20 protein-coding genes, 1 tRNA gene and 1 pseudogene are annotated in these 16,667 nt (G+C 33.6%); 11 read left to right on the top strand and 11 right to left on the bottom strand.

Features of this window, described 5'->3' with window-relative positions:
• The 3 genes from ACGH80_RS06510 to ACGH80_RS06500 all read right to left on the bottom strand — a co-directional run.
• The coding region (locus ACGH80_RS06510; RefSeq protein WP_411630716.1) for an IS5 family transposase at window positions 1-407 on the bottom strand (407 nt) is incomplete at its 3' end.
• Between the two features lie 37 nt (window positions 408-444).
• The gene (locus ACGH80_RS06505) at window positions 445-1,257 is read right to left on the bottom strand and encodes an IS3 family transposase (protein WP_411630717.1); all 813 of its coding nucleotides are present in this window, start codon (window positions 1,255-1,257) and stop codon (window positions 445-447) included.
• Between the two features lie 23 nt (window positions 1,258-1,280).
• A complete protein-coding gene (locus ACGH80_RS06500) occupies window positions 1,281-1,580 on the bottom strand; it encodes a transposase (RefSeq protein WP_174798194.1) in 300 nt (99 codons plus the stop codon).
• Between the two features lie 167 nt (window positions 1,581-1,747).
• Here ACGH80_RS06500 and ACGH80_RS06495 point away from each other — a divergent pair, with 167 nt between their 5' ends.
• From ACGH80_RS06495 to ACGH80_RS06465, 7 genes and pseudogenes are all read left to right on the top strand, one after another.
• Entirely contained in the window at window positions 1,748-2,377 is a 630-nt protein-coding gene (locus tag ACGH80_RS06495) for a KilA-N domain-containing protein (protein WP_174798193.1), read from the top strand.
• Window positions 2,378-2,380: 3 nt separating this feature from the next.
• A complete protein-coding gene (locus ACGH80_RS06490; RefSeq protein WP_174798192.1) occupies window positions 2,381-2,548 on the top strand; it encodes a hypothetical protein in 168 nt (55 codons plus the stop codon).
• A gap of 51 nt (window positions 2,549-2,599) precedes the next feature.
• Window positions 2,600-2,803 (top strand): hypothetical protein, encoded by a 204-nt coding sequence (locus tag ACGH80_RS06485; protein WP_174798191.1) that lies wholly within the window; start codon window positions 2,600-2,602, stop codon window positions 2,801-2,803.
• Window positions 2,804-2,859: 56 nt separating this feature from the next.
• Window positions 2,860-3,255 (top strand): hypothetical protein, encoded by a 396-nt coding sequence (locus ACGH80_RS06480; RefSeq protein WP_174798190.1) that lies wholly within the window; start codon window positions 2,860-2,862, stop codon window positions 3,253-3,255.
• A gap of 78 nt (window positions 3,256-3,333) precedes the next feature.
• Window positions 3,334-3,483: pseudogene (locus ACGH80_RS06475) on the top strand (helix-turn-helix domain-containing protein); the annotation flags it as partial.
• A gap of 68 nt (window positions 3,484-3,551) precedes the next feature.
• Window positions 3,552-3,746, top strand: coding sequence for a hypothetical protein (locus tag ACGH80_RS06470; protein WP_238786375.1), 195 nt, complete (start codon window positions 3,552-3,554; stop codon window positions 3,744-3,746).
• A 72-nt stretch (window positions 3,747-3,818) separates the two neighbouring features.
• On the top strand, window positions 3,819-4,583 hold the full coding sequence (locus ACGH80_RS06465; protein ID WP_174798188.1) for a tyrosine-type recombinase/integrase: 765 nt from the start codon (window positions 3,819-3,821) through the stop codon (window positions 4,581-4,583).
• Window positions 4,584-4,632: 49 nt separating this feature from the next.
• Here the strand turns inward: ACGH80_RS06465 and ACGH80_RS06460 are convergent.
• Window positions 4,633-4,709, bottom strand: a tRNA-Asp gene (locus tag ACGH80_RS06460).
• A gap of 116 nt (window positions 4,710-4,825) precedes the next feature.
• Window positions 4,826-5,560: a DNA polymerase III subunit epsilon gene (gene dnaQ / locus ACGH80_RS06455; RefSeq protein WP_244178508.1), complete on the bottom strand. Its 735-nt coding sequence runs from the start codon at window positions 5,558-5,560 to the stop codon at window positions 4,826-4,828.
• A gap of 179 nt (window positions 5,561-5,739) precedes the next feature.
• Between dnaQ and rnhA the strand changes: the two genes are divergently transcribed.
• Window positions 5,740-6,213, top strand: a complete 474-nt coding sequence (rnhA, locus tag ACGH80_RS06450; RefSeq protein WP_065589823.1) for a ribonuclease HI — start codon at window positions 5,740-5,742, stop codon at window positions 6,211-6,213.
• Window positions 6,214-6,298: 85 nt separating this feature from the next.
• Window positions 6,299-8,302 carry a hydroxyacylglutathione hydrolase gene (gene gloB / locus ACGH80_RS06445; protein ID WP_411630713.1) on the top strand — a complete coding sequence of 668 codons (2,004 nt, stop codon included), beginning with the start codon at window positions 6,299-6,301 and terminating at the stop codon, window positions 8,300-8,302.
• On the opposite strand, the gene ACGH80_RS06440 is transcribed toward gloB, so the two are convergent.
• The 3 genes from ACGH80_RS06440 to rlmC all read right to left on the bottom strand — a co-directional run bounded on the left by ACGH80_RS06440 (window position 8,283) and on the right by rlmC (window position 12,018).
• Window positions 8,283-9,062 (bottom strand): endonuclease/exonuclease/phosphatase family protein, encoded by a 780-nt coding sequence (locus tag ACGH80_RS06440; protein WP_296302568.1) that lies wholly within the window; start codon window positions 9,060-9,062, stop codon window positions 8,283-8,285. The genes gloB and ACGH80_RS06440 overlap by 20 nt on opposite strands.
• Window positions 9,055-10,623: a glutamate--cysteine ligase gene (gene gshA, locus ACGH80_RS06435; protein WP_065589819.1), complete on the bottom strand. Its 1,569-nt coding sequence runs from the start codon at window positions 10,621-10,623 to the stop codon at window positions 9,055-9,057. The genes ACGH80_RS06440 and gshA overlap by 8 nt, the downstream gene beginning before the upstream one ends.
• A gap of 252 nt (window positions 10,624-10,875) precedes the next feature.
• On the bottom strand, window positions 10,876-12,018 hold the full coding sequence (gene rlmC, locus ACGH80_RS06430) for a 23S rRNA (uracil(747)-C(5))-methyltransferase RlmC (RefSeq protein ID WP_411630712.1): 1,143 nt from the start codon (window positions 12,016-12,018) through the stop codon (window positions 10,876-10,878).
• 221 nt (window positions 12,019-12,239) lie between these two features.
• Here rlmC and map point away from each other — a divergent pair, with 221 nt between their 5' ends.
• Window positions 12,240-13,028, top strand: a complete 789-nt coding sequence (gene map, locus ACGH80_RS06425; protein WP_411630710.1) for a type I methionyl aminopeptidase — start codon at window positions 12,240-12,242, stop codon at window positions 13,026-13,028.
• Between the two features lie 62 nt (window positions 13,029-13,090).
• Here map and ACGH80_RS06420 read toward each other — a convergent pair whose 3' ends face one another.
• Window positions 13,091-13,960: a co-chaperone YbbN gene (locus tag ACGH80_RS06420; protein ID WP_411630709.1), complete on the bottom strand. Its 870-nt coding sequence runs from the start codon at window positions 13,958-13,960 to the stop codon at window positions 13,091-13,093.
• 27 nt (window positions 13,961-13,987) lie between these two features.
• Window positions 13,988-14,758 carry an SDR family oxidoreductase gene (locus ACGH80_RS06415; protein ID WP_411630708.1) on the bottom strand — a complete coding sequence of 257 codons (771 nt, stop codon included), beginning with the start codon at window positions 14,756-14,758 and terminating at the stop codon, window positions 13,988-13,990.
• Between the two features lie 98 nt (window positions 14,759-14,856).
• Here ACGH80_RS06415 and ACGH80_RS06410 point away from each other — a divergent pair, with 98 nt between their 5' ends.
• The gene (locus ACGH80_RS06410; RefSeq protein WP_065607417.1) at window positions 14,857-15,549 is read left to right on the top strand and encodes a 5'-methylthioadenosine/adenosylhomocysteine nucleosidase; all 693 of its coding nucleotides are present in this window, start codon (window positions 14,857-14,859) and stop codon (window positions 15,547-15,549) included.
• Between the two features lie 26 nt (window positions 15,550-15,575).
• Here the strand turns inward: ACGH80_RS06410 and rnd are convergent, their stop codons facing one another.
• Window positions 15,576-16,658 carry a ribonuclease D gene (rnd, locus tag ACGH80_RS06405; RefSeq protein WP_411630707.1) on the bottom strand — a complete coding sequence of 361 codons (1,083 nt, stop codon included), beginning with the start codon at window positions 16,656-16,658 and terminating at the stop codon, window positions 15,576-15,578.
• Between the last annotated feature and the right edge of the window lie 9 nt (window positions 16,659-16,667).

Raw genomic sequence — 16,667 nt, 5'->3', positions numbered from 1 at the left:
CAAATAGGCAAACCACCACTATCAACCGCAAGATGAATTTTAGTTGAATTACCACCACAGCTCTGACCTATTTGCTCACAATGCTCCGTTGCAGCGCCTATACTATGTTGATGAGCCCTGATAATCAAGCCATCTAGGAACACCCATTCAAAATCCGCTAGTTGTGATAAGCGTTTGAAAATATCAACTAATATTCCTTTTTTAGACCACAAATTAAATCGTCTATAGACGGTGCTCCATTCACCAAACTCTTCTGGCAAATCTCGCCAAGGAATACCGGTTCTCATTCGGAAAAGGCTCCCTTCAAACGTCATCCGATGCTCGGATTTATTATAAACTCGGCCGGTATTTTTCATTATTTGTAGTAGCTTTTCCCACCGTTTATCTGTTAGCATTGTTCTTGGCATGATGAATAATGAGGTAAAATGGAATGGCAACACATTTTCAAACAAAAAAATTAAGGGGCAAGTGTTTTTTAAATTCAACGGGAGGCAAGTAGCCTAACGAAGAATGTAATCGTTTATGATTATACCAATAGGCATAAGCCGAAAAAGCGCGTTGTAACTCAGCCGTTGAGTTGAAACGTTGGCCTTTTACAAATTCCGTTTTAATTGTTTTAAATGTCGCTTCCGCTACCGCATTGTCATATGGACACCCTTTCTTGCTTAATGAATGCGTGATATTAAATGTCTTAAAACACGCCTCTAATAACCGATTATCAAACTCTTTACCGCGGTCTGAATGAAATAAATCTAATTTTAATAATGGTTGTTTAATTTGGCTTAATGCCGACATAACAAGCTCTGCTGTTTTATGTTGACCAACATGGTAACCGACAATCTGCCTATCGGATAAGTTCACTAAAACACATAAATAGTTCCAACGTTGCTTAACTTGAATATAGGTTAAATCCGCAACAACAATTTGTTTTTTATCACCTACATCAAATTGTCGTTGCAGGTGATTTTCTGTGGCGGTTTCATTCACTTCCGTAGTGTGAGATTGATAACGTTTAACGGTGTATTTTGATACCAGCAATAAGGCTTTCATCACCCGAGCAATGTAACGGCGTGACACCCAAATATTCTCTTTCTGTAAATCAAAACGAATTCGTCTTGTACCATAAGAATGATAGCTCTGATTAAATAGCGTCACGATTTTATCGGCATAAAGCCCTACTGATTTTTGTCTATTCAATTTACACTGATAATAAGCGTAATGTATTGATAATCCTAAATATTGACATAGTTTTGTTATGCTATAACGATGTCGATTTGCTTTTAGGATAGCGATTTTCGTCCTATTATCAGTGCTGCTTGCTTTAAAATATCGTTTTCCATACGCAGCTGTTTAAGCTCTTTACGCAATGCGATTAACTCTTGTTCTTGTGGACTGCGATTATCTTTTGTTTTAAATGAGCCGCTTTGGCTTGCTTGCGTTATCCAACGGTCCAAAGCTGATGGTGTCAAATCATATTCTGCAACGATTTCACTACGTGATTTACCATGTCGATAAAGACTGACCATTTGCTGTTTAAAATCATCTGTGAATGTTCGTCTTTTGTGTTTAATCTTATTCATATTTGTTCCTTTTTTAGTTGTGATAAGTTTACCTTACCCCTTAAAAAAGTTGTATGAATTAGTGTAGCCGATCCAACCAATAGGCATAAACGATTACATTCTTCGTTAGGCTACTTGCCTCCCGTTGAATTTAAAAAACACTTACCCCTTAATTTTTTTGTTTGAAAATGTGTTGCCATTCCAAAGCATGGTTAGCAACAAAGTCCACTCAAGAACTTATTGAAGAGCTAAGGCAGAATTCTGCCTTTGGTCAAGAAATAATCACTATCACAAAAGGCGGTATTTCTTCTGGTACATTCGCCCATGAACTTTTGGCCATTTCTTATGCCGGTTGGATCAGTCCAAAATTTCAGTTGACGGTTAACCAAGTATTTTTGGATTACAAAAAAGGAGAGCTTACACCTACGCCGAAAATTGATAACTCAGGATTACCGGAGTTAAGAAAAGCAAGAGCGATAAAAGAAGTTTATAACGTTGCTGAAAAATTATGTGGCCACTTATCTAATTTGAGTTCGCCATCAAAACAAGCTATCTATGCTAAGTTAATTAATCCAATCGCAGGTTCTGTTGTCCCCTATCCTATTCTAGATGGTCAAACTTATTCAGCAAAAGAAGTCGGCGCACAACTGGGAATATCAGGTCACAAGGTGGGACTAATTGCTAATAAGTACAATTTGAAGACAGCGGAAAATGGCATCTTTGTGCTAGATAAAGCTGAACATTCAGATAAGCAAGTCACTAACTTTCGTTACAACGAAAATGGAATAAAAGCCATTAAATCACATATGGAGGTATAACCCATGTATAACCCAGTTAATTATTTATTATCAACATCTGCCTCTAAAGAAGAATTAAGAGAAGTGCTTAGTATCGCAAATGACGGTATCGGCGCTATTGCTGACACGCTTCGTTGTGCCGATTTAACTACTGTGGATGATGAAACCATGAATCAATTCGGTTGTTACTGATATTAAAAGGTGTTATAGAAAATGCTTTTATAAAAATGGAGGAATCATCCAATGAATAATCTTATGTTTACTGTTCACACTTGTTTTGAAAAGTTTGTTGTTAAAAATAAACTAGATTTTTCATTGGTTCGAGACCCAAGCATCAAAGCATTAAACAACTATGTTGAAAACGATACGGCACAAATCTTTGATGTGTTTGCGCAAGGATTCCGTTCTGCTATTGAGTATCAATTAACACAAGGTAAAAGCAACTAATGGAAAAATACAAAATAACAAACTTGATGCGTACATATTAAATAGGAGGCATAAAGATGAGCTTAACTAAAATGATTATTAACAGTGAATTAAATGAAGTTGCGGCAAATGCGGTAAGACAGCAATTTATAGTGTTAGCAAAAAAGCATAACCCAAATGCAGATTTTTCAGTTACAAGCGATTCTAATTTACTTAATAACTTTTCTAATGAAGATATACGTAATCAATTCAGCTCATTTATAGCTGGTGCGCTTTTAAATCAGTCAGCTTTAGCTGCTAACGCATTCGGCATTATTGCAGATGAGGTGCATGCCGCGCTTGATAGCTGGGATGAAGAAAGGCTTGGGATGGCTAACGAAATGCTCTTTTTTATTAATGATCTTTATATTAAGTATTTCGGTGTTGGATTTATGAAGATTGTTGAAAAGAAACCATCAGAGTTAAACAAATAAACAATATCCCCCATTGGGGGATAATTCTAATGAATTAACGCCAAATTTGGTGAAAATATTAAATTTAGATAAAAAATTATGTATTACACAACAAAAGAAGCTGCGAGTTATTTAAAAGAACATCCAACTAATGTAAGAGCTAAAGCATCAAAAGGAATTATCAAGGGATACAAACGTAGCGGTAAAAAAGGACACTGGTTTTTTGAGAAAGAAGATCTTGATAATTACATAAAAAGAAATCAAAATGATACCTCGCAAGAGGTGCTGCGACATAATGAGTTTGAGGAGTTAAAAAAATGTCAAAGCAACCAATTAAATTATACAAACAGGGCGAAATCTGGCACTACGCGTACAGCTCACCGAATGGTACCGGAAGAGTACGCAAAAGCTCTGGGACTAGCGATCAGCAAAAAGCATTAGAGCTAGCTGCTCGAGAATATGATACAATCTGGCGAGTGGCAAAATTGGGTGAACGACCAGAATATACTTGAATAGAAGCTGTTGTTGTCTGGTTAAACGAGAAACCAGAAAGAAAGGAAAATAAAAATTACGATCTAATTTGGTTGGATAAATATTTAGCTAATAAATATATTTCAGAAATTGATCGCAATTTAATAAATTTTATCAAAAAAGAAAAACAGGAAACAGGCGTAAAAAACAGAACTGTTAACGGTGTACTGCAACAGATTAGAGGCGTACTTAATTGCGCATATGAGAATGATATCCTTGATAAAGTACCCGCTATAAAAATGTTACCAGAACCACCACCAAGACAAGTTATGCTAACACCGAATCAGGAAAAAAGGCTTGTTGATGAATTACCTGCTCATTTAATACCTATTGTTCTTTTTGCACTAGCAACAGGTTTAAGAATGAGTAATATCACAGGTCTTTTGTGGGAAAATGTTGATATTAAAAATCGTCATGCATGGGTTAACATCGGTAGTGGGAAAGTAAAGACCAAAGGTATTGGTATTCCATTAAACAGCGTTGCATTGTATGTTTTAGAAAATTTGCAAGGCAAACACCCAACCAATGTTTTTACTTACAAAGGTAATCCAATAAAGCGTGCTAATTCAAAAGTATGGAGAAACGCTCGTAAAAGAGCTGGTCTATCCCATCTTAGATTTCACGATTTAAGGCATGTTTGGGCAAGCAGACACTCCATGAATGGCACTCATCCACACGCACTACAAGATTTAGGAGCGTGGAGTAAAGCTGATACAGTTAGAAGATATGCCCACTTATCTTCTAGGCATTTTCTAGTAGCTTCGGAAAATGCGTTATCAGAAAGTGCCACAAATTTGACACAAAGAGTATTGCAATAAAAAAAGCACTTTCGTGGAGTGCTTTAATCGATTGATATTCTTAATGAATTGGCGGAACGGACGGGGCTCGAACCCGCGACCCCCTGCGTGACAGGCAGGTATTCTAACCAACTGAACTACCGCTCCGCTTTATTTGATAGCTTTAACGTCGAAACGTTAAAGTAGGCGTGATATTAAAGATTATTTTTATTCTCGTCAATAAAATTTTTAAAATATACGATCAATTGAATACAAAACAATCATTAATTTATATTCCACAATGCTCCCCCACTTTTTTTGTCAATTTTTTTTAAAATAATCTCATGTTCAGAAAGTTCATGTCCTGTGGCTCTGATTACTTTCAAAGGCACACCATTACGTTCTACTCTTTTAATTGAATTAGATTCTGATAAAGATGAGTTATTATCTTCAGAACTAAAAGACAATGTCGTTTGCCCACCTGTCATAGCTAAATAGACTTCAGCTAAAATCTCAGCATCTAATAATGCACCATGCAATGTTCGGTGGGAATTATCTATCTGATAACGTTCACATAACACATCTAAATTATTACGTTTACCTGGAAACAAACGCCTTGCCATAGCCAAGGTATCAGTAATAATACAATGATCAGCTGTTTTAAAATCCAGACCACAAAGACGAAATTCATAATCCATAAAACCTACGTCAAATGATGCATTATGGATAATTAACTCGGCACCATCTATAAATTTAATAAAATCGTGAGCAACATTTTTAAATATAGGTTTATCTTTAACAAAATCATCACTGATTCCATGCACTTTAAATGCATCTTCATCAATTAAGCGTTCGGGGTTTATGTAAACATGAAAATGGTTACCAGTTAAACGTCGATTAATAATTTCAACAGCGCCAATTTCAATAATCTTATGTCCTTCATAATGATTATTACCTTCTTGGTTCATACCTGTCGTTTCAGTATCTAATACAATTTGTCGTGTAGAATTATGGATCACTTTCTTCTCTTTTATATCAATCGTTGGGAAAAACTTTTATTTAGTGGTATAGTCTAGCACCAAAATCCCTTAAAGTTGATACATTCAAAAATTAATATAGTCCTTAATTTATTTAAGTCACAGAATTACAGTAAATGAATTAATAAAAAATTTAAATAGTCATAAATGAAATTAAAAAGATGTTAAAAAAAATTGAAATATATACTGATGGCTCTTGCCTAGGTAACCCCGGTCCTGGTGGTTATGCTGCAATTTTAAAATATAAAACAAACGAAAAAATATTATCAGAAGGTTTTTTTAAAACTACGAATAATCGTATGGAATTATTAGCTGCAATTGTTGCTTTAGAGCAATTAAAGCAGCCTTGTCAAATTGAATTATATTCTGATAGTCAATATTTGCGAAATGGAATTATTAATTGGATACATGGTTGGAAAAAAAATGGTTGGAAGACCGCCAACAAAAAACCAGTAAAAAATGTTGATTTATGGAAAAGGCTTGATCAAGTAGTACAAACTCACAAAATTGAATGGATTTGGGTAAAAGGTCATGCTGGGCATATTGAAAACGAGCGTTGTGACATTATAGCTAAAACACAAGCTCAATCCCCTACACTACAAGATACTATATTTGAACAATGCATAAATGGTTAATGTATTAATTAAATATTTTTATTCAATTTTAAAAAGTTTATTTGCTTTTAACGACATAATTTATAATTAATGGTAAAAAATTAAAATGTATAAACTACATAGCATTGCATCCTTAAAGGATAATTATATTTGGATTCTAACCAATGCCAGTAACCAAGCCATAATTATCGATCCTGGGGAAGCCGAACCTGTTATTAATTATATTAATAAGCATAAATTAATACCCCTTGGAATTTTACTTACTCATCACCATATTGATCACACTGGAGGAGTAAACGAATTAAAAGCTCAATATCAAGATATTGATGTTTACGGTCCAAGTGAAATCAATTTACCAATTAATTATCTTATCAAACAGGATAAAGTATGTATTGGTGATTTTAGTTTTGAAGTTATAGAAGTACCAGGGCACACTCTTGGTCATTTGGCATATTATTGCAGGCCCTATTTATTTTCCGGAGATACTTTATTTTCAGCCGGTTGTGGAAGGATTTTTGAAGGGACTCATGAACAAATGTTAAATTTTTTAAAACAATTAAAACAACTGCCTAATGATACTTTAATCTGTGCAGGTCATGAATATACTTTATCAAATTTAGCATTTGCGTCCCAAATGCTGCCCGATGACAAAAATATCGAAAGCTATTTAGATTCGATTTCTAATAAATTAATAACATTACCGTCTAATTTATCTGACGAAAAAAAAATTAATTTATTTTTACGATGTCATGAAACTAAATTACAAAATAAGTTCAAAATTAATAATGAATTAGAATTGTTTGTTTTTTTAGAAGCCAAAAAGATATTTTTTAGGTATAATGTTAATCTTAATTTAGGTAAAATTTACGGACTAATGAAAAAGTTATTAATATTTACAGCGTTATGTTTGTTTTTAATCGCATGTCAGCATCATGGACCACGATATAATCCTGTTGTTAGAATAAAGTATTCAAAAAACACAGCTAATAATACAAATAGTTCCAGTAATTATGTATCTATTACTCAAAATCCATGGCAATATATGCTGAATCAGATTGAGGCTAATGTTCCAGAAAATAGTCGCGTTAGCGCGGAAAGAGAACGATTATTACGTAATCCTAAAGGTTTTGAAGCCGTTGCGTTACGTTCAGAGCCTTATGTTTATTACATTATTAATCAGCTTCATAAAAATAACTTACCTGCTGAGCTAGCTTTAATTCCTCTTATTGAAAGCGCTTATGACCCACTTGCTACATCCTCTGCTCAAGCTGCAGGATTATGGCAATTTGTTCCTATTACAGCTAAGGAGTATGGACTACAGCGAAGTAGTTCGTTTGATGCTCGTCGAGATCTAATTGCATCGACTAATTCAGCTATTTCACTTTTACAAAATTTAAATAAGCGTTTTGATGGTGATTGGCTATTGACCTTGGCTGCTTATAATGCAGGTGAAGGTCGAGTAAGAAAAGCCATTGAGAGAAATCAGGCTAAAGGTTTACCAATTAATTATTGGTCGCTAGACTTACCAACAGAAACTATGCACTATGTGCCTAAAATTTTAGCAATTATTGATATTGTTAAGAATAATAAACGATATGGAATTAAATTACCTGATTGTAATTATGAAAATTCACTCGTTAGAATTGATATATCAAAAAATATTTCTCTTGCTAAAATTGCTAAATACTCAGAACTATCACTTGATGAGTTAGCTACTTATAATGCTGGATATGTGCAACAAACAGTAAATGGCCCTTTCCATTTGCTTGTTCCTTATGCTCATGCTAAAAGTTTATTCAAAAAGCTACAAGCAGAAAACCTTGTTGTGAATGAAATTACAGAACTTTTACAAGATACTCCTCGTTCTAATATGGCGTTTGAATTTAGAACAAGTTTTATTCAAAGTAACAGTATAGTAAGTAAGGATAGTTTTTCCAAAAATGTAAAAAAGATTGTTTATCTTGTTAAAGCAGGAGATAGCCTCTACTCTATAGCTCAAAATTATCGTGTGAAAATTACCGATATCTTGCAATGGAATAATCTAAAAAATTCTAGAGTTCAAGAAGGTGATATGTTGACAATTAATCTTGTCAACGCAAATCCAATCTAAAATTTACTAATAAAGGATTATGATCTGATGCGGTTGTGCTAATAATTTCAGCCGCATTAAGTTGTAATCCTCGATAAAAAACAAAATCAAGTGGTCTGCCCATAAATCTCTTTCGAACATCTACTGAAAAATTAACTGGCTTAAGTTCAATTGAACGGACAAAATGATACAACAAATTTAATCGTTGCCGACTCCATGCATTAAAATCACCGGCCAAAATCACTGGACCAGTATGCTCTTTTATATGATTTAATAGCATGTGTATTTGCTGGCGATAAACTTTCACACCAATACTGAAATTTACGGCATGAATATTAGCAACTAATAACTGTTGTTTGGAATTGCTAATAGGATAAATAGTAATTAAAGCAGATTTAGGGACACGGATTAATGGTTCTTTTTCTCTAAAAGAAAAAAGTGAGGTTGGCAAAGAGTCTGAAATTGTCATGACTCCAGCATAAATATCGTTAAAACAATATGCTGGAACATGATCCGCAATTTTATTGTGTTGTGAAATAAAATTTAGTAACGGCGATGTTGTTTGAGCTTCTTGTAACAAAATAAGTTTAGTCTTATCAACATAGTTTTTGAGTATATCAATGCAATCAGCCCTTTTTAGTTTAAAAATATTCCAAACTAAAATAGAAAACGATGTTTGATCAATTAATGGCGTATTAACTATTATTGATTGATTAGGTAAAACCAACTCAACTTTGTTATCTGCCTGATAACGTAAAGTATAACAGCGCTTTTTAAACATTTTTGGCGTTCAATTTTTCCAAATATTCATCAAAAGATAAAGTATCTCCTTGCTCTTTCTTTATCTGTTTCTCAATAGATAAATGTCGTTGTTGTACAAAATCACCTTCAGTTAATAATGCTAAAGGTTCTACCATAAGTTGTTTTTTATATTGATTTGCTAAAGCTAAACCAAATTCAGCTGTACCTAAATCACTTATCGCTTGCAACGTTCTTGCTGATAAAGTTAATTCTGGTTGATCAAACATTAAATCGAGACGTTCACAAACATTACGATAACGCTGCATATCATCTTGATGATCTAAAACATCAGCAACACGTAACAAATCTTTAAATAATTCGTGACCAACTTTAGATAATGGCTCTCGATTACTTTCACAACCAATACCAATCTCAAGTCCTGGTTTTCGCCCTTCTATTATGACTTTATTCCAATTCAATTTAGCACATTCAAGTTCTTTACTACTCATCTCTGGTGCTGGTGCTAGTGCACACCAAATTAAAAATAGATCTATAAAACGTATTTGATCTTCAGTAATTCCTATTGGCGAAAATGGATTAACATCTAATGCTCTTACTTCAATATACTCAATACCACCACGCAAAAGTGCATCCGATGGAGATTCCCCTGCCATTGGCACTCGTTTAGGTCGAATAGGTGCGTAAAACTCATTTTCAATCTGTAATACATTATCATTTAATTGGCGATAATGCCCATCCGCTTTAATTCCCAACTTAGCAAAATCTACAGACTTTGTGCGCGTTGCCCGTTTTAGTCCCTCAACATATGTATTTAAATGGTTAAAAGTAATACCAAGCTGTTTTTGAGCATTATTGGTGTATCCAATATCACTTAATCTTAAAGAAGTTGCATAAGGCAAATAGCAGTTGCCATTTGTTTGTTCAATAAAGGCTTGTGCTTTAACTGGATCTTGAATAAATGAAGAACACATTGATGGCGATGCACCAAATAAATAAGGAATAACCCAACCAAAACGATAATAATTTCGTATTAAGGTAAAATAACCTTCAGAAATTACAGCTTTGCCTTCTTCGGTATTTTTAACCCCTTCTCTTGCTTGCCAAAATGCAGTTGGTAGTGAAAAATTATAGTGAACACCTGAAATGGTCTGCATCATTGCACCATAGCGGTTTTTCAATCCTTCACGATAAATCGTTTTAAAGCGACCTTCATTAGAAGTACCATATTGAGCAAGAATAATATCTTTTTCGTTTGCAACAAAACAAGGCATACTTAAAGGCCACATCATTTCATCACCAATATTTACGCTAGCATAACGATGCAAATCGCGCAAAAACGTCAACATATAATCAATATTAGTATTAACTGGCGTGATAAATTCTAACATTGATTCGGCAAAATCAGTTGTTATCCAAGGGTGGGTTAACGCAGCACCAATTTTTGAAGGAAATGGCGTTTTTGACAATGATCCATCAGGCAAAATACGTAAAGTTTCTCGTTCAATACCACGTTGAATACCTTGTAAAATGGTGTAGTGTTTTTCTAACCAACTAAGTGCTTTTGAGACATCAGGAATCATATTTTGCGCTTCCTTAAAATTTAGTTATTTGATATTTATATTAGCATAATTTAAAATTATGCGATGGGCTAATTTATGACAACATTTGGAATAAAAAGCATTATACGTCGTAATATAGCAATCCTAAAAACTATAATTTACTATTTTTATTACAAATAATTTGATCTTAAAAGCATGACAACTTTTAAAAAATAACAGCTATTTCATGGATAGGAAATAGCACATATAATATTTATCATAAATCTATTTTATTTATAATCGTTGCAATAAAACTAATACTTCCATATGTGAAGTATGCGGAAACATGTCAAATAATTTTACTTTTTGGATTTGATAATTTGGCAGTAACATTAAATCATGAACTAATGAAAATAAGTTACAACTTGAATACATAATATAATTAGGTGCCATTTGTTTCAAATACTGCATAAGTACTTTACCTGCCCCTCGTCTTGGGGGATTTAGTAAAACTAAATCCGGTACATTTTTTTGAGCTGTAGCGTATTGTGTTGCGTCAAATGCTTTGAAGTTTAATTGTTTAAAACCTAATTTTTTTGCTGATTTAGTTGCACACTCAATTGCATCTGAATTAATTTCAATACCTGTAAGGCTAATATTTTTCTCAGCAACAAGGTTAGCACAACTTAACCCAAAACCACCTACCCCACAAAACATATCCCAAATAGAATGAATAGGTAAATCTGTGACCCAGTCACTTGCTGTTTTATAAAGGCTGCTGGCAACATATGGATTTGTTTGAAAAAAGCTTTTAGGTTTAATAAAAAGAGGAGTGTTATTTAAAGTTATCGGAAGAAATGAATTATCAGTTAAGACTATTTCTTCTTCACCTTCTAAAATAGCCGCATGATTTGGTTGAATATTTATCGAGATTACGTCTAAGTTTTGAATTTTGTCTTGTAATTGTTTAATAGAATCATTTATTTTAGCAACAAACTTGTGTGATTTTAAAACAAATCGCAACATAAAGTTGCTCGTACTCTCAATTTTACTTTCAGTAATTATAACAAATTTCAACTCCCCTTTACGCTTATTAATATTATAAGGAATAAGCCCTTGTTTACGAATGAAAGTTCGAACAAGTTTTAAGATATTTTGCATACTGTTTGAGTAAAGAGGACAATCGCATAAATCAACGGCCTCATTCCCCGTTTGTATACCTAAAACGGACTTTTCGACACTACCTAACACTGCCATCTTTGCTTTATTACGAAAAGCGGTTTCATGACTAGCAAAAGGTTCTTCAACCTTGTTTGGTTTAAATTGGATTAATTTTTGTAATAACTTATTTTGTTTTTCTGCCAGTTGTACATGATAAGGATGTTCAATCCATTGACAAGATAAACACTTTTTTTGTTGGTAAAAGCGACATTGCATTGCGATTAAAGCCTTTTTTATAATGGGTATAATTATATACAGAATATCGAACGAATATAATAATAGTTTTGAATTTTATACTAAAACATATATTTTCCTGAAACTTTTTTACAAAAAAATTATAGGAATATAAGAAAAAGGTATAATTAATTCTCTGGTATAATTTGACGAAATAGTGCTGTATGATAGGATATTGTCATTAATATTAAAGGAAAAAATTAATGTCTATAAAGTTAAAAACCCCTGCTGAAATTGAAAAAATGCGTATAGCAGGCAAACTCGCTGCTGAAGTTTTAGAAATGATAGAGCCTTATGTTAAACCTGGTATTACTACAGGTGAACTAGACAAGATCTGTTATGAACATATCGTCAATGTCCAAAAGGCTATTCCGGCTAATATTGGTTATCATGGTTATCAACACACCAGTTGTATTTCAATTAATGATGTGGTTTGTCATGGTATTCCAAGTTTTGACAAAAAGTTAAAAGATGGCGATATTCTAAATATTGATGTGACAGTTATTAAAGATGGCTATCATGGCGATACCTCTAAAATGTACATTGCTGGTAAGCCAACTATCACAGGTGAAAAATTATGCCAAGTTACACAAGAGAGCCTTTACGAGGCGATTAAAATTATCAAACCTGGCATTCGTTTAAAGGAAATTGGTAAAACGATTCAAAAATATGTCGATAGATTTGGTTTTTCTTCAGTCCGAGAATATTGTGGTCATGGTATTGGTGAAGTCTATCATGACGAACCTCAAGTTTTACATTATGATGCTGATGACGGCGGTGTAATTTTAAAACCAGGAATGACCTTTACCATTGAACCAATGATAAATACGGGTGATTGGCGTACTCGTACCATGAAAGATGGCTGGACGGTTAAAACCAAAGATCATGGACTTTCGGCTCAGTATGAACACACTATCTTGGTTACTGAAAATGGTGTTGAAGTCTTAACATTACGTAGTAACGAAGATTTTCCCCGCATTATTGAACACTAAATAAAGTGGATTCAACAATAGTTTATTGTTGAATCCTTTCGCTTTATTAAATTTCATAAATCTTAATATAATAAAGTATACAATTTACGTCGATAACTACTAGCTAACGGATTACTTGTTCCTAATGCCGCCAATAAATCGAGTAATGTTTTCTTCACTTGCCCGTCACCAGCATTAATATCTTTTGTCAATGGTTTGAATAACAACTCTAATGCTTCCTCATGACGCCCTACATGCATTAATTGGGAAGACAATTGAATCATTAGTTCAACGTTATCAGGATGTTGAGCAAATTCTGCCTGTAATTGTTGTAATTCTGGAGAATTAGCAGCTTGTTCAAGTAATTCAATTTCGGCTTGTAATCCATGATAGCTTGAATCTTGATCTTGTAGCGGAATAGTTGCCAGCACTTCTTTTGCTTCACTTAGCTGTTTAAGTTCAATTTGTGATTTTATTAGCATTAATGCAATATCGGTTCTTGGTTTACCCAAATGATCGGTTAGTGATTTCCAGGTTTGCCGTAACAGTGGTAATGCTTCTTCATATTTAGCCTCATGAAATAAATTTTGAGCTTCAATTAATTTAAGCTCATCTTCATTTGGTAGCACTTTTTCTAAAAAAGTTTTAATGGTTTCTTCGGATTGAGGACCTTGAAAGCCATCAACAGGTTGACCATTTTGAAATAAATAAACAGTTGGAATGGCCCGCAAACCAAATTGAGCAGCCAGCATTTGCTCTTCATCGCAATTAACACTTGCCAAAATAAATTGACCATGATGTTCATTAGCTAATTTAGTTAAAGTTTGAGTCATTGCTTCATAATTGGGACTTCTTGATGACCAAAAATAAAACAACACAGGGGATTGAGAAGATCTTTTTATAATCTCTTGAATATTTTGTTCACTAACATCAAAAATAAATTGATTTTGCATATTATGTCCTAAGAATACTTTGATTCATTATTTATTTTTTAAAATTCTATCCATTAATCTATCAGGAAGCAAACGTTTAGCAATAGCCGCTATTTTTGTTACTTTTGTTACCCTGTAACGTATTTTGGGTTTTTTATGTTCAAGTGCATGGAATAAGTAAGGCAACACAGCCTCAGGCGGTAACGTAAATCGTTTGGCAATAGGTGGATTTTTTACAATATTTTCTTTTTCTATTTGATTAACATTATTTGAAAAATACGTTTTTAATGGCCCAGGTTCAATTAAACTAACTTTGATATTGGTATTAGCTAATTCTAATCTTAGTACATCAGACCATGCTTCTAAAGCATATTTACTTGCTGAATAAGCTCCTCTACCAGGAGTGGCAACAATGCCAACAATTGAGCTGGTTTGAATAATACGTCCTTCATTTTCTGTAAGCATTGCAGGAAGTAGTAACTGAGTTAACTGATGTACAGCAAAGAAATTGGTTGAGAATTGAGACTCTAACTGCTCTCGGCTAATTGTTGCTAATCGCCCATATACTCCAAAGCCGGCATTATTAAATAATGCATATAATTGTCCGCCTGTCATAGTTAACACTTCTTTAGCGGCTAAATTAACAGAATCAGGATCATCTAAATCAAGTAATACGGTTTCAAATCCTTGTTCAATTAATTTTTGCTGGTCAGACTTTTTGCGACAAGACGCAATAACGCGATAACCACGTTTTTTTAATGCAATGGCTGAAATAAGTCCTATTCCACTTGAACAGCCTGTAATAAAAATTGTTTTCAATTTTTATCTCCGTTTTATTCATATATTGTCAAGCTAATCTTCTGCAATTATGATATCACACTTAAATAGAAGTTACCCAAACTAAGCCAGAGGATCGTATGAAAATCGCTATTATTGCTGCAATGGAAGAAGAAGTTGCCATATTAAAAAGTAAAATTACCCATTATCAAGTTGAACGCCATTTAGGTTGTGATTTTCACCTTGGTCAAATTGCCGGTTGTGAAATAGTTCTACTTCAATCAGGCATTGGTAAAGTAGCCGCAGCTTCAGGCACAACATTATTATTAAATAATTACAAGGTTGATGCCGTTATTAATACGGGTTCAGCTGGAGGACTTTCAACCGAACTCAATATTGGTGACATTATCGTATCAAAAGACGTATTTTATCATGATGTCGATTTAACCGCTTTTGGTTATAAACCAGGGCAAATGTCCGGTTGCCCAGTTGTATTTGAAGCAAGCCAACAATATCAATCATTAGCCAAATCATGTATAAAAAAACAAGGTGTTAATGCAGTTGAAGGCTCAATTGGTAGTGGTGATGCATTTATTAATGGTAAAGATACATTAGAACGAATCAAACAAACCTTTCCAAATGCCATAGCGGTAGAAATGGAAGCCGCAGCAATTGGGCATGTCTGCTGGCTATTTAAGGTACCGTTTGTAGTGGTAAGAGCAATCTCAGATAATGGTGATAATGAATCTGCAATGGATTTTCAGTCATTTTTAAAACTTGCAGCGACACAATCGTCCTTAATTGTTGAATCAATGTTAAGCGAGCTAGCCTAAACTCTTTTCAAAATAGCATACTGATGTCACAAACAATATTCATTAAACAAAGGTTGACGCCAACCAGTTAGTATTTCTGGTACGTCACCTTTTTTATCAATTTTCCATTTAATATATTGATTAATTAATCGCCGTGAAAGTAACAAATCTTGATTAAGCCCTGTTTTTGATGAAATGATTTGAGCCGCTTTTTTTAATTCATCCGAGATCTTCTTGAAATCGGGATAAGTATTAATTCTACGAATAAGTGGTACCTCGGGTATCGGTTCAGATAAAATATCGAGAATTTTTTGCCCATATAAACGAATTTCTTTACCTTTCATCCCTAATTTATCAAGTTCAGCTAATGAAGACGGTAAATAACGTGCTATTTTCCACAAAACTTCTTCGCGTATAACAAAATTTAAAGCGATATCTTGCTCTTTGGACAAATTATATCGCCAACTTGCTAATTTATACAATTGACCTAGACTTTTCCCTTTCAATTGCCAACTATTTTTAATATTTAGATAAGCGTTGTTTGGATCTATCACTGTACATTTACGAACCACCGCCATTTGGCACTCTTGATAAGCGGCTTGCAAATAATCATTTTCGGTTAATTGTGATTTTAGAATGTTTACCAATGGAAAAAGATATAACACATCATTAATAGCGTACTCACACTGTTTTTCGGTTAATGGTCGTTTTAACCAGTCTGTTCGAGTTTCACTTTTATCTAGCTCTACTTCTAAATATTTTTTTACTAAACTGGCATAACCAGAACTTAACGGATTATCTAAAAAAGAAGCCAATATTTGGCTATCAATAATAGGAGTCGGCACCATTCCAAAGTAATAAAGGAAAACCTCGATATCTTCACTGCACGAGTGGAAATACTTTTCAATTTTAGGATTTTTTAAGATCGTTAAAAAATCTTGCCAATCACTAATAGTGATTGGATCAATTAATGCAGCATGTTTTCCATCAAAGACCTGCAATAGCCCTAAATGTGGATAAAATGTACACGTACGTACAAATTCTGTATCTAATGCAATCGCTGAGCTTTTTTCGATTTTTGAACAAAACTCAGCTAGCTGATCATTATTAACAATAAGTTGATAAGACAAAGTAAAATT

The sequence above is a fragment of the Gilliamella sp. BG1 genome, assembly GCF_046635625.1.
In the GTDB taxonomy this organism is placed as follows: Bacteria; Pseudomonadota; Gammaproteobacteria; order Enterobacterales; family Orbaceae; genus Gilliamella; species Gilliamella bombi.
This window is presented reverse-complemented; position numbering and strand designations above follow the sequence as displayed.

Excerpts from the sequence above, each read along its gene's own strand:
- ACGH80_RS06480 (WP_174798190.1), top strand. The coding sequence starts at position 2,860 with ATGAGCTTAACTAAAATGATTATTAACAGTGAATTAAATGAAGTTGCG.
- ACGH80_RS06490 (WP_174798192.1), top strand. The coding sequence starts at position 2,381 with ATGTATAACCCAGTTAATTATTTATTATCAACATCTGCCTCTAAAGAA.
- ACGH80_RS06495 (WP_174798193.1), top strand. The coding sequence starts at position 1,748 with ATGTGTTGCCATTCCAAAGCATGGTTAGCAACAAAGTCCACTCAAGAA.
- ACGH80_RS06440 (WP_296302568.1), bottom strand. The coding sequence starts at position 9,062 with ATGTTTAAAAAGCGCTGTTATACTTTACGTTATCAGGCAGATAACAAA.
- ACGH80_RS06470 (WP_238786375.1), top strand. The coding sequence starts at position 3,552 with ATGTCAAAGCAACCAATTAAATTATACAAACAGGGCGAAATCTGGCAC.
- rnhA (WP_065589823.1), top strand. The coding sequence starts at position 5,740 with ATGTTAAAAAAAATTGAAATATATACTGATGGCTCTTGCCTAGGTAAC.
- ACGH80_RS06410 (WP_065607417.1), top strand. The coding sequence starts at position 14,857 with ATGAAAATCGCTATTATTGCTGCAATGGAAGAAGAAGTTGCCATATTA.
- rlmC (WP_411630712.1), bottom strand. The coding sequence starts at position 12,018 with ATGCAATGTCGCTTTTACCAACAAAAAAAGTGTTTATCTTGTCAATGG.
- ACGH80_RS06420 (WP_411630709.1), bottom strand. The coding sequence starts at position 13,960 with ATGCAAAATCAATTTATTTTTGATGTTAGTGAACAAAATATTCAAGAG.
- map (WP_411630710.1), top strand. The coding sequence starts at position 12,240 with ATGTCTATAAAGTTAAAAACCCCTGCTGAAATTGAAAAAATGCGTATA.
- ACGH80_RS06485 (WP_174798191.1), top strand. The coding sequence starts at position 2,600 with ATGAATAATCTTATGTTTACTGTTCACACTTGTTTTGAAAAGTTTGTT.
- gshA (WP_065589819.1), bottom strand. The coding sequence starts at position 10,623 with ATGATTCCTGATGTCTCAAAAGCACTTAGTTGGTTAGAAAAACACTAC.
- ACGH80_RS06500 (WP_174798194.1), bottom strand. The coding sequence starts at position 1,580 with ATGAATAAGATTAAACACAAAAGACGAACATTCACAGATGATTTTAAA.
- gloB (WP_411630713.1), top strand. The coding sequence starts at position 6,299 with ATGTATAAACTACATAGCATTGCATCCTTAAAGGATAATTATATTTGG.